8 protein-coding genes are annotated in these 13,146 nt (G+C 41.0%); 5 read left to right on the top strand and 3 right to left on the bottom strand.

The genetic code is table 11. From position 1 onward, the window contains the following. Position 1: 1 nt before the first annotated feature. From B4G94_RS23945 to B4G94_RS23925, 5 genes are all read left to right on the top strand, one after another. A complete protein-coding gene (locus B4G94_RS23945; RefSeq protein ID WP_286862519.1) occupies positions 2–1,492 on the top strand; it encodes a RagB/SusD family nutrient uptake outer membrane protein in 1,491 nt (496 codons plus the stop codon). Positions 1,493–1,530: 38 nt separating this feature from the next. Beyond that, complete coding sequence (locus B4G94_RS23940; RefSeq protein ID WP_286862518.1) at positions 1,531–2,994, top strand: SusF/SusE family outer membrane protein; 1,464 nt, start codon at positions 1,531–1,533, stop codon at positions 2,992–2,994. A gap of 74 nt (positions 2,995–3,068) precedes the next feature. Then, positions 3,069–4,820 carry a glycoside hydrolase family 66 protein gene (locus B4G94_RS23935; protein WP_286862516.1) on the top strand — a complete coding sequence of 584 codons (1,752 nt, stop codon included), beginning with the start codon at positions 3,069–3,071 and terminating at the stop codon, positions 4,818–4,820. Between the two features lie 9 nt (positions 4,821–4,829). Beyond that, the gene (locus tag B4G94_RS23930; RefSeq protein ID WP_286862515.1) at positions 4,830–7,334 is read left to right on the top strand and encodes a glycoside hydrolase family 31 protein; all 2,505 of its coding nucleotides are present in this window, start codon (positions 4,830–4,832) and stop codon (positions 7,332–7,334) included. Between the two features lie 12 nt (positions 7,335–7,346). After that, positions 7,347–9,506: a glycoside hydrolase family 97 protein gene (locus tag B4G94_RS23925; protein ID WP_286862514.1), complete on the top strand. Its 2,160-nt coding sequence runs from the start codon at positions 7,347–7,349 to the stop codon at positions 9,504–9,506. A 224-nt stretch (positions 9,507–9,730) separates the two neighbouring features. Here B4G94_RS23925 and B4G94_RS23920 read toward each other — a convergent pair whose 3' ends face one another. The 3 genes from B4G94_RS23920 to B4G94_RS23910 all read right to left on the bottom strand — a co-directional run. After that, complete coding sequence (locus B4G94_RS23920; protein WP_286862512.1) at positions 9,731–10,090, bottom strand: hypothetical protein; 360 nt, start codon at positions 10,088–10,090, stop codon at positions 9,731–9,733. Positions 10,091–10,159: 69 nt separating this feature from the next. Beyond that, positions 10,160–12,109 carry a nucleoside-diphosphate sugar epimerase/dehydratase gene (locus B4G94_RS23915; RefSeq protein WP_286862511.1) on the bottom strand — a complete coding sequence of 650 codons (1,950 nt, stop codon included), beginning with the start codon at positions 12,107–12,109 and terminating at the stop codon, positions 10,160–10,162. 13 nt (positions 12,110–12,122) lie between these two features. Continuing rightward, positions 12,123–13,146 (bottom strand): GNAT family N-acetyltransferase (locus B4G94_RS23910; protein ID WP_286862509.1); only part of this gene is annotated, 1,024 nt, incomplete at its 5' end.

Raw genomic sequence — 13,146 nt, 5'->3', positions numbered from 1 at the left:
GATGATGAAAAAAATATTTTATATGGCTCTTGCGGCGATGCCCCTTTTGTTGGGCTCATGTTCAAAATTTTTGGATAAAGAACCTCTTGAGGATCCCAGTGCCGAATCCGTCAAGGATGCTTCCGCTGCCGTTGCAATGATCAATGCGGCATATCAGCCACTCCAACGACCCAAATTATACAATATGCGGATATGGTCATTAGACATTATGGCCGGGAATAGTGCCGTGGGCGCAGGTGGTGGCGATGACGGAATAGAAACGATCCAACTGTCCAATTTTTCCACTGGCCCCGACAATTTCTCGGCGGTTGATCTTTGGCGAGGACCCAATCCTGGTATTTTATATTGTAATACCGTCTTGGAAAATGTCCCTTCGATGGATATAGATCTCCAATTGAAAAACAGATTGATCGGTGAAGCCAAATTCCTCCGAGCGAACTATTATTTTATTTTGGTTCAGCTGTTTGGCGATGTGCCACTTTCATTGGTACCTGCAAAACCTGGAGATGATCTTAAACCGGCTCGCGTGAGCAAAGAACGCATCTATAAGGAAGTTATAGTACCAGACCTTAAGGAAGCCATTACACTGTTACCACGTCGTGAGGAATATGCCGATCAGGATAAGGGACGCGTCAGTAAAGGAGCTGCGGCAGGCCTTTTGGCAAAAGTTTACCTCACGCTAAAACAATATCAGTTGTGCATTGATCAATGCAATCAAGTCGAGTCGCTGGGGTATGTGCTTAATGCAGACTATAGTGATTGTTTTGGGGCTGAGCCTCGTCATAAAAATACAGCCGAATCGCTCTTTGAAGTACAATATTATGGACTTACCAAGGCCGGATTTTGGGATGATGAAAATCAGGCAAACTGGCTGAGTACCTATATGGGACCACGCAATTCCGGCTGGGTGGGCGGTGGCTACGGTTGGAATCAGCCAACGGCTGAGTTTGTCTCCCAATACGAAACTGGAGACTTGCGCAAAGATAAAACTGTTTTGTATGAAGGAGGACCACTTTTCGACGGTAAGGCCTACAAATCCAATATGTCGTCCACAGGATATAACGTGCGCAAATTTTTGGTTCCATTGTCCATTTCACCCGATTACAATACCAATGCAGCCAATATCGTTGTGTTACGTTATGCAGACGTGCTATTGATGAAGGCTGAGGCACTCAATGAACTTGGCAATACGGCTCAAGCGGTGGATCCCCTGTATTTGGTGCGCCAACGAGCAGGTTTGACCGACAAAAAGTCAATTACAGGACTTTCCCAAGCTGATATGCGTGACAAGATCCGTCACGAAAGAAGAATAGAACTTGCTTTTGAAGGAAAACGCTGGTTTGATATGATTCGCTGGGACAATGGACAGTATGCGCTTAACTTTCTGCACAGCATCGGCAAGCTCAATGCGACCGCAAAACATTTGTTGTTACCCATTCCTCAAGTTGAGATTGACGCCAATCCAAATTTGAAGCAGAATCCAGGTTATTAAATCCCTTTGGTAATTAACCAACTAACAAATTTAAAAAGATGAAAAGACTATATTATATTATCAATTTGATCTTGATTTCGTCCTTGTTCTGTCAGTCCTGTAAAGACGATTTTGGCAATGTCATCTATCCCGATGGTCCTTTAGAACTCAGTGTCTCAACATCAGATATTGTATTGAATGTTGCCGCCCCGGAGCAGGAAGCTGTCGTATTCGACTGGACATCGGGTTCTAATTTTGGAACGAATGCAGCCATCAAGTATACCCTTGAAATCGGTGAAAAAGGTAAGGATTTTAAGCCTTCCATTAGCACTACTTTTGAGAAAGGATTGCGGTCTCAACGATATGTTACCAAAGATTTTAATCAATTGTTAATTGAAAAGCTTGGCATCACACCAGGAAGCGGAGCAGAGCTGGAAGCTCGTGTTACTGCAGAGATCCAAGGCGGACAAAGCGCAACACAGCTGTCTCAAATACTTAGTTTAAAAGTCAAAACCTATAGGCCGATCACCGAAACCCTCTATATGTTGGGCAATGCTACCAGCAATGGCTGGGATGCGCATAAAGCAAGTAAGATGAATCAAATACAGGGTACACCAGGAGCCTTTATATGGCAAGGCGTATTGAGCCCGGGCGAATTTAAATTTATCAGCACCTTGGGCAATTTTATTCCTTCGTACAATAAAGGAACAAGCAATGAAAAGCTCTATTATCGTGAGTCGGAGTCAGATCCTTATGATGTTCCGTTTACTGTTGCCAAATCTGGCTTATATCAAGTCAAAGTCAATCTGATCGACCTATCTATTGCCATTACCGAAATTGAAGGAGCCATGTATGATGCATTGTGGTTTGTGGGTGGCTTTACCGGCTGGTCCTTTCAGCCTATGGTGAAAGACCCGAATGATCCCTTTATTTTTATGTATCATGCCGTCTTGAATTCTAGTAATAGCACAGACGAGTTTAAGATTGCAACGAAACCAGATTTTGATCCAAGCGTTGTCTTTTTGCGACCAGAGACAGATCAACAAGGCGTTGGAACAGACCTACCTGTTGTCAAGTGGTCCGAAAGTGAAAATAAGAATGATTATAAATGGCGTATTAATAAAGGAACCTATAAGATCAGGTTGGATCTACGGACCAATAAAATTACCATTGCTCCTTTTACACCGTTTCCGGCTATTTATCTTGTGGGCGATGCGACGCCCAATGGTTGGGATATTGCCACAGCAACCCCGATGGTCAACGGTGATACACCCCACAGACTTACCTGGTCTGGAACACTCAAAGCTGGGGAATTAAAGTTCAGTTGCGATAAACAGGCCGATTGGAATGGCGCATGGTTTTTGGCCTCACAAAATGGCAAGACACCGTCAGGGCAGACCGAGCAGATGATCTTTAGCAAATCGGGCTCCAATCCAGATAATAAGTGGAAAGTGACCACTGGGGGTACCTACAGTATCACACTGGATCAGCTACAGGAAACAGTCACAATTGTCAAACAATAAATCAATCTTAAGCTTGTTCCTCATCAGCAAAATGGAGGAATAAGCTTAAGAGTACATGATATAATTATTTACAGATGAAACGAATATTCAGACTTTTGGCTGCCGGCGGGATGCTTCTAAGCGTGAGCTGCAACAACTATTACGATATTGACAAAGCCCCGATCACCTATGGGCAGACCTATTTTAAGCCTGTCATCAATACGGATAAGGCTGTTTATAAACCTGGGGAAAAGATTACATTTACAGCTGCTATCTCCGACAATAATTTAAGTGTCGCCTATACCTATCTGGGCGAATTGATCAAAGAGGAGCCGCTTTCACAGTCGAGCTGGACCTGGATACCACCTACGACAGATTTTCGGGGCTACATGGTCTATCTTTTTAAAACTGGTGATATAACTAAAAAGCCGCTCTACAGCATAGCCGTGGATGTATCTTCCGACTGGCGCAAGTTTCCACGGTATGGATTTGTATCCAATTACGGACGTCTTGATCAGCAGGCAATACAACGCAATGTCGAAACGCTCAACCGTTTCCATATCAATGGAATCCAGTTTTATGACTGGCAGATGGATCAGCATAAACCTTTGGCCGGTTCTGTATCCAATCCGGCTGATTCCTGGCTGGATCTTATCGGTCGGACCAATTACAAATCTACCGTTGATGGCTATATTCAGGCCGCTCATGATAAAGGGATGAAAGCGATGTTCTACAACCTGTTGTATGGCGCTTTGTCCAATGCGGCAAGTGATGGGGTATCCGAACAATGGTACCTTTTTAAGGATAATCAACATCAAGAGAAAGATATGCATCCGTTGAATGCACCCTTTCGCAGCAATATCTATTTGGTCGATCCCGGCAACTCCGTCTGGCAGACCTATATTAACAAAAGACATCAAGATGTATTTGCGGTCTATAATTTTGACGGCTATCACATCGATCAGTTGGGAGACCGCGGAAAACTATATGACTATAGTGGCAAAGAAGTGAAACTAGACCAGAGCTACGCCCCATTCATTGCAGCGTCAAAGAAGGCTTTTCCGGGCAAGTATCATGTGATGAATGCAGTTAATCAATACGGTCAGGAGTATGGAATAGCACCTTCTGCTGTTGATTTTTTATATACCGAAGTTTGGGATCCCAACAAATCATACGATGAATTGGTGAAAATTATCCAAGATAATGACCGTTTTGGCAACTACAATAAGAACACCGTACTAGCAGCTTATATGAACTATGCTAAGTCCAATCAGGCAGGCTTTGTCAATGAGCCAGGTGTGTTGCTGACCAATGCGGTCATTTTTGCCAATGGAGGGGCTCACCTTGAAATGGGAGAACATTATTTGACCAATGAATATTTTGCAAATAACAATCTGCAGCTTAAAGGAACAACAAAGGAAAAGCTGATCCAATATTATGACTTTATGGTCGCCTACCAAAACGTATTGCGAGACGGTGGTACCGCCACGGTCTTTAGTGTCACCGGTACAAACGCTTTGACTATCAGCAATGGTAAAGCAATCTCAGGCAGTATTACCAGCTATGGACGACATTTTGCTAACCGCGATGTGATCCATTTAATCAATTTTAAGGATGCCAATACAATGGAATGGCGCGATACCAACGGGACTCAACAGGAACCCTCCAATATCAATGGCCTACAGATCAACCTCGACGTAATACGTACTGTCAAGCGAGTATGGTTGGCATCGCCCGATATGCAAGGGGGCGTCGCTATTTCGCTTACTAAAGCGCAGACAGGAAATAAATTGACCATCGATCTGCCGGGGCTCAAGTATTGGGACATGGTTGTGATCGAATATTAAAAATCTATTATGCATAAACTAAACTCTTTTTATTTGATGCTGTTTTGCCTTATCTCCATCATTCATGGAGCATCAGGACAGGTGACGAAAGTGATACAATGCCAAGATTATCAGATCGAGGGGCGAAAGGTGATTTTCAATTGCAGCGATGGTGCTAAGTTGGAGCTTTATTTTTGCAGCAGTTCTGTTGTTCGGATCTGGTATGATGCCAGCGGCAAACTGCAAAGGAAGAATTCTTCCTTTGCAGTAGTTCACGAACAGCTTGAAGACATCGGTGAAATCAAGGTGAATAACGAACCGGCAACCTTCGAAATTTTCACCGGAAAGCTGCGTGTCCGTCTCAACAAGAATCCCATGCAATTGCTGATTTACGATAAGTGGCAAAAGTTGGTTTTCAGTGATTATAAAAGTCTTGGACACAGCACGAGCGGTACCAAGACCGTGGCACACAAAGTGCTGCGTCCCGATGAACAATTCTTTGGCCTAGGCGAAAAGACTGGGCCACTCAATCGAAGAGGCCGATCTTACAAGATGTGGAATAGCGACAAACCCTGTTATAGCAGTCAAGAAGATCCATTGTATAAAAGTATCCCTTTTTTCATGAGCAGCTACCATTATGGTATTTTTTTGGACAATACCTATAAAACGGCTTTTGACTTTGGAACCACCAATACAGAATCCTACTCCTTTGAAGCACCGGATGGCCCCTTCATCTACTATTTTATCTATGGTAAAGACTATAAGGAAATTCAGCAGCACTATATCACATTGACCGGAAGGCCGATTATGCCGCCGAGTTGGGCATTTGGTTTTGCGCAGAGCCGTGGACTCTATACACAGGAAGATCAAGCCCTGGAGATTGCTTCCGAGTTTCGAAAGCGCCAAATTCCCTGTGATATCATCTATCAGGATATAGGCTGGACACAGGAGCTGCAAGATTTCAACTGGCGTAAAGGAAATTATAAAGATCCTAAAGGAATGCTCAAAAAGCTGAATGAACAAGGCTTTAAGATGATTCTTTCACAAGATCCAGTGGTGTCGCAAGCAAATAAAAGTCAGTGGCAGGAGGCCCATCAAAAAGGATATTTTGTCAAGGACCGTCGTACGGGTACATCTTATGATATGCCTTGGCCATGGGGCGGTAATTGTGGTGTCGTTGATTTTACAAATCCATCTGTGGCCGACTGGTGGGGGCAGCTCCAGCAGAAGCCTCTGGCTGATGGTGTGTGTGGTTTTTGGACGGATATGGGTGAGCCTGCCTGGAGCAATGAAGAAGATGTTGATAGACTTCATATGCAACATCAGCTGGGCACGCACGCCGAGATCCACAATGTATACGGCCTTACTTGGGATAAGGTGGTGAAAGAGCAGTTTGACAAGCGTAATCCCAACAAGCGGATCTTTCAGATGACACGCGCAGCTTATGCCGGACTTCAGCGCTATACCTTTGGTTGGTCTGGCGATAGTGGCAGTGGTACCGAGGTGACCGAAGGCTGGAGCCAATTGGCCAATCAGGTTGCGGTCGGATTATCGGCGGGTCTTGGCGGTATTCCTTTCTGGACAACAGATATTTCAGGTTACTGTGGAGACATTACTGATTACCCTGCTATGGCAGAGTTGTATACACGTTGGATGCAATTTGGTGTTTTTAATCCATTGAGCCGTGCTCATCACGAGGGCAACAATGCAGTCGAACCCTGGTTATTTGGTGAGGTCGCCGAAAAAAATGCCAAGACAGCAATTGAACTCAAATATCAATTGTTTCCATATCTCTATTCCTATGCACACAAAGCGCATCAGACAGGTCTACCTATATTAAGGGGGTTGTTTATGGAATTTCCACAAGACGACCAAGTTATCGGGATCAATGATCAGTTTATGTTTGGTCAGGAAATCCTAGTGGCACCTGTGCTGAAAAAAGGCGAACGGGTGAAAAAACTCTATCTGCCCGACGGCGAATGGATTGATTTCAATGACAAAAAGACGGTCTATCTGGGCGGGCAACAGATTGCGTACCGAGCACCTCTAAATCGAATTCCAATGTTTGTCAAAAAAGGTGCTATCGTACCCATGATGCCGATCATGCAATATATCGGTCAGGATCCATTACATCCGCTTTATATCCATATCTTCCCCAATTATGAAGGCGAGTCCGCTACATTTGAACTTTATGAAGACGATGGTGAGACACAAGATTACCTCAAAGGTATTGGTTCAAAGACACGCTTTACCTGCACAACCCTAGCAGAAGGAGATTTTGAAACAGCTATTCAGCCTCTGGATAAAGAATACATACCCGCCAAAGGAAGACAGCTCTACTTATGCTATCATCTTGACAGCAGGCCCAATAGCGTCACCATTGATGGTAAGACCATATCCTACGCCTTAGCGGACAATAATCAAACGTCAACACTAAAGAACAATGAGCCGAGCTGGACATGGGATGCCCAGCAGGGGGGCTGTACCATTAAATTAACGGATAATCGAAATCCGAAAAATATAAAAATCCACTAATTATCATAAAAAATGAAGAAAACTACACTCTTGATGAGTTTATTTTTAATCACTTTGGGACTTCAGGCCCAAGAGCTGCTTTCGCCTTCGGGAAAATTGAGTCTTCAGTTTTCACTGGATGCATCAGGTGCACCGACGTATACCTTGAGTTATAAAGGCAAAGCTGTAATTAAACCCAGTAAGTTGGGACTAGAATTGACCGGCAATACCAAGAAAGTTGAATTTTCAGCGGCGGGAGAAGGCAATAGAGAACAGTTATCCAGTTCACTGTATGACGAGTTTGAACAAACGGCACAAGAAAGCAAACATGTTGATGAGCGCTGGAATCCTGTTTGGGGCGAAGAAAGTGAGATTCGAAACCACTACAACGAACTAGTTATTAGCTTGCAACAGAAAACGTCCAACAGAAAACTTGTAGTCCGTTTCAGATTATTTGACCAAGGTTTGGGATTTCGCTACGAATTCCCCGAACAAAAGGAGATGGCCTATCTCGTTATAAAGGAGGAAAAAACACAATTTGCGATGAATGGCGATCATACAGCCTTTTGGATCCCCGGAGATTACGATACCCAAGAGTATGATTATACCAAGTCTCGTCTGTCTGAGATCAGAGGATTGATGGCCAAAGCGATTACTCCCAATGCCTCGCAGACCCCATTTTCCCCGACAGGTGTACAGACGGCTTTGATGATGAAAAGTGACGACGGGCTATATATCAATATCCACGAAGCGGCTTTAATCAATTATGCCTGTATGCATCTTAATTTGGATGACAAAAATTTTGTGTTTCAATCTTGGCTGACACCCGATGCCAATGGAACCAAGGGTAATTTGCAGACACCTGCTCGGAGCCCCTGGCGCACAATTATGGTGAGTGATGATGCCAGCGATATTTTGGCGTCCCGGATGACGCTCAACCTCAATGAGCCCACTAAAATTAAAGATCCTTCGTGGATAAAGCCTACTAAATATATAGGTGTATGGTGGGAGATGATTACCGGAAAGAGCGAGTGGTCCTATACCTATGATCTTCCTAGTGTACACCTAGGTGAAACGGACTATAGCAAAGTGAAGCCTCATGGCAAACATGGTGCTACGACGGCGAATGTAAAACGTTACATTGATTTCGCCGCAAAACACGGGTTTGATGGCGTATTAGTTGAAGGCTGGAATATTGGTTGGGAAGATTGGTTTGGCAATGCCAAAGATCATGTGTTTGATTTTGTGACGCCTTATCCCGATTTTGATCTGGCAGGCATCCGGGATTATGCCAAGCAAAAGGGCGTTAAGATGATTATGCATCACGAGACCTCGGGAGCAGTCCGCAATTATGAGCGTTATTTGGATAGCGCTTATAGATTTATGAAAGACAATGGTTATGATGCTGTCAAAAGTGGGTATGTAGGCAATATTATTCCCCGAGGCGAATATCATTATAGTCAGTGGATCAATAACCATTATCAATACGCCTTGGAGAAAGCTGCTAAGTATAAGATCATGGTCAATGCGCATGAGGCCGTACGTCCGACAGGCTTATCGCGTACCTGGCCAAATCTGATCGGTAATGAATCTGCACGTGGTACAGAATATCAGGCATTCGGGGGTAACCGTGCAAACCATGTTACCATTTTACCTTTTACACGTCTTATCGGCGGACCGATGGACTATACACCGGGCATCTTTGAGATGGACATCCAAAAAATCAATCCAAAGAATACATCCTATGTCAATTCTACCTTAGCCAACCAGCTGGCCTTGTATGTGACCATTTACAGTCCTCTGCAGATGGCAGCCGACCTCCCTGAGAATTATGAGCGTTTTATGGATGCTTTTCAGTTTATCAAAGATGTCGCCGTCGATTGGGACAGTAGCCTATATCTTGAAGCAGAACCGGGAGAATACCTAACGATAGCCCGTAAATCAAAAGGTAAAAATGAATGGTTTGTCGGGAATGTCAGCGGGGAGAAAGGACATGAATCCATGTTGGATTTTGGGTTTTTAGCAGCAGGCAAAAAATATGAAGCTACGATCTACGCCGATGCTCCAGATGCCCATTATAAAACCAATCCTCAGGCTTATGTGATTAAAAAACTTAAAATAAATAATAAAAGTAAGTTAAAGCAAAAGTCTGCACCTGGTGGTGGCTTTGCCATTCGGATTGTGGAACTATAAAGCAATGATATAAAAGCTGAAAAGTCTTAGGTGGCGACTTGTTTAGCTTTATATGTGAGGCCCTCAATCAGTATTGATTCGGGGCCTTTTTATTGAGTGTTTGTTTTTTCCTTCTCGCTTATAACATGATTTTTGAGATAGGACATTGATAATATCAGTAATCCCATAAAATATAATTATTCGTGCAGAGAATTATCAATAGGAGGGTAGGCTTCAGGTCATCTTTACAATAAAAAATAACCATTTTTGCCTGTTGAATTCTTATTTGAAGGTGAGTTCTCTGAATTGAGATTTAATAGATCATTATATTTTTCTAACAAGCCAATATATTTATTCATCCAGAAATAAACAGAATTATTATCGGCATCTGTATTTTTTATAGAAGAAGCATCTTGTGCACTAAGCACGTGACGATGGTTTTTTACTAACGTTTCAGGTAGTTCGGCCGTGAAATCGTGTCCAATTATATTACCAACTTCTAAGAGAATTTGAAGATTCAAATTTTCTTGTTCAAACCAATTATATATTGTTCTCCTACTTACTTTAAGCTTTCGGGATAATTCGCTAATCCCAATACGTTCCATTCGAAGAACCTGTTTTAGAATATTTCCTAAGTGTATGCCCATAATAAAAAAATGTAAAAGTTGATCTAATTAGTCCCCACACAAGTCTAGCTCTTCATATTTGGAATTATTACTGATGAAATCTGGTAGAATTTCTTTCATTTTTTTTACCATTTCATAGTCATTGTTCATGCTATTTAAGCACAATAATTCCTCTGTAACCTGATGAACATAATTAAAGCTATAATCAATAATTTTAGATATTTTAATCTTTTGATGATGGGTCGGAATAGTTTCTTCTTCCAAAAGGAGTAACTCCTCATATAACTTTTCTCCGGGGCGTAGTCCGGTAAAAATAATTTTGATATCCTTATCAGGCGCCATGCCGGCAAGTTTGATCATGTTCTTTGCCAGATCAACAATCTTAACCGGGTCTCCCATATCAAAAATAAAGATTTCACCTCCATTTCCCATTGCTGCAGCTTCCAATACCAATTGTACAGATTCAGGAATAGTCATAAAATATCTGGTTATTTCGGGATGGGTAACTGTTATTGGGCCACCCTTTTCTATCTGAGCTTTAAATCTCGGAATGACAGATCCGCTTGACCCCATAACATTCCCGAAACGGGTCGTAATAAATTTAGTTTTTGGTTTAAGTAAACTCTTAAAATTTGCTCTAACATTCTCCGAAGCTGATAATATATTATTGTTATTTAGCGATTGGATATACATTTCTGCAAGACGTTTAGAAGCTCCCATAATATTAGTGGGTTTTACAGCTTTGTCTGTAGAAATCATAATAAACTTTTCTACCTCATGATCTATCGAAAGCTCGGATATGTTTTTCGTACCCAATACGTTGGTTAATATAGCTTCTGCAGGATTATTTTCCATCATCGGAACATGTTTATAAGCCGCTGCGTGAAAAACAATCTGTGGTTTAAATTCTTCAAACAGTGTTTTCATTCGGCTTTTGTTCTGGATGTTGGCCATGAATATTTTGGTTTTACCTTCGGGATAATAATCTTGAATTTCAAGCTGAAGTTCGTGTAAAGGTGTTTCTGCCTGATCGCAGAGGATGATATAATCTGGATTATAGTTTAAAACCTGACGTACAATTTCGGAGCCTATTGAGCCTGCTGCTCCGGTAATCAAAACTCTCTTTCCGCTTATCTCTTTTGATACATTATTCTTTTTGAGGATAATAGGTTCCCGTTGTAAAAGATCTTCAATTTTCAAGTCCTGTATCTGATTAGGACTTAATTTACCATATAGCCATTTATCAGAAGACGGCACTGTAACTACTTTAATACCCAGTTCTATACATTTTTCAATTGCTTTCTTTTTTCCATTAATATTTAGATCGTTGCCAACTAATAAAACTTTATTGATAGCATATTTTTTCTTAAGTGTTTCTATGCAAAATGACGGGTATACATTTTTTTGTTCTATATGTTTGTTTATTTTATCCTGATCATCATCAATAAAACCAAACACATTTATAGGTGTTTCCTGACAGGTATCCAATGCTTGTTTCACCAGAATTGAGGTGTTGTCAGTGCCATAAATTAAAATATTATCCTTTATATTTCCGGGTTGTAAATCTTTTAAATATCCAAAAATGTGTTTAACGGCTATTCTCAAAATAATTAACAAGGATGAAGAAATAAAAAAGTTCAATAACAGTACTTTGTCAAACCATTTCCACGGAAGTTTAAAATATGGAGCAACAAACAAATTACTGATAAGCATAAAACCAATACTGCTTATTAGCACCGCCATGAATACGCGGAAGATATCTTCTGTATTGGAATATCTTATGATTCCTGTATGAATTCTCATGTTGATAAACACGTAAATAGAGATCACACTGTAAAGTCCTATATATAGGATATCGCTGGTGTAAAACAATTCAGCAGATTCAATTTTTTTTGTCAGCAATAAAGACATAAAGAGTGTCCAGATTACGATTAACTGATCGATCAATAATATCAGCCATCTTGAATGTACTTTGTTACTAAATAATAACTTTTTCATAATAAGCGTAATTTTAGATAAATAATAGAGAGGAAAATAAGGTAATGAAAGCTCTGTATAAAGGGAAATAGTCGATTGCTATTTTTTTATCAATTCCTCGCTTATCAAGCAAATAGTTGTATGCTTTGCGGTTTGCAATGAACCGGAAACTTTTATAGTTTAAGAACAGATCTGAAAAAGCCGATTTCCATCGGAACAGGGAATCTTCTTTAAAGCCGAGCCCCCCACCTAGATGAAGAAACTTCATTCCCCTTTCCCGTCCAATAATAGTAATTTCATCAACTAGAAATTTTGCAGGAGATTGATTTAAATATGATGTTTTAGTAGCAACCAAATGTGCCTGAATAATACCGTGAGAAAAAGAGATAATCATTGCACATGTTATTTCATCACCTAAATAAACCAATAATAATCTGCAGTCAAACTCTTTTGAATGAATTAGGTTTATAAAGTATTGTTTATCAAATAAATAGTATTCAGTGGAGCCGATTCGACGCATGTTTTCTGTATAGATATCAATGAATGTATCAATATCTTCCTGTCGTTTTGATTCCTTTACGAAGTATCCTTTATTCCGGCACCTTTTGATCGCTCTACTGGCAGACCGATCGTACTTTTTACGCTGAACATCTAAAGGTAAATTCAGATCGAGTGCAACAGTAAGTCCATTTTCATGAACCCCCTCAAATTCTTTCATCAAAATATACTGATCAAAAAAAGGGTTCAATCGGGAGAATACGGAGACTATCTGTTCGTTTTTCAGAAATTTTAAAAATGACTTTTTAAAATTATCGATCAATCCTTCATCCAGGTGTTCGAATTTTTTACTTGCAATTGGTCCAGGATATCCATACACAGAGCTTAGATCAAAAAATGGCGAATCAGGGATAACTCTTTTGAGGAACGGAAAGGCTATGAAATTTTCACCTTCTTCATAAATCAAGAGTATAGGATTACCACTATTGTCTAAAGAATGATAATGCCAGGTATGATAAAAATCGTGTACAAAAGAGCGTTTAATGTAAGAATTCCATTCG

The sequence above is a fragment of the Sphingobacterium sp. UBA7625 genome (assembly GCF_002484085.1).
Taxonomy (GTDB): domain Bacteria; phylum Bacteroidota; class Bacteroidia; order Sphingobacteriales; family Sphingobacteriaceae; genus Sphingobacterium; species Sphingobacterium athyrii.
This window is presented reverse-complemented; position numbering and strand designations above follow the sequence as displayed.

What these genes read in the sequence shown, in the direction of transcription:
- B4G94_RS23945 (WP_286862519.1), top strand. Translation starts at nt 2, where the DNA reads ATGATGAAAAAAATATTTTATATGGCTCTTGCGGCGATGCCCCTTTTG.
- B4G94_RS23920 (WP_286862512.1), bottom strand. Translation starts at nt 10,090, where the DNA reads ATGGAACGTATTGGGATTAGCGAATTATCCCGAAAGCTTAAAGTAAGT.
- B4G94_RS23915 (WP_286862511.1), bottom strand. Translation starts at nt 12,109, where the DNA reads ATGAAAAAGTTATTATTTAGTAACAAAGTACATTCAAGATGGCTGATA.
- B4G94_RS23925 (WP_286862514.1), top strand. Translation starts at nt 7,347, where the DNA reads ATGAAGAAAACTACACTCTTGATGAGTTTATTTTTAATCACTTTGGGA.
- B4G94_RS23930 (WP_286862515.1), top strand. Translation starts at nt 4,830, where the DNA reads ATGCATAAACTAAACTCTTTTTATTTGATGCTGTTTTGCCTTATCTCC.
- B4G94_RS23935 (WP_286862516.1), top strand. Translation starts at nt 3,069, where the DNA reads ATGAAACGAATATTCAGACTTTTGGCTGCCGGCGGGATGCTTCTAAGC.
- B4G94_RS23940 (WP_286862518.1), top strand. Translation starts at nt 1,531, where the DNA reads ATGAAAAGACTATATTATATTATCAATTTGATCTTGATTTCGTCCTTG.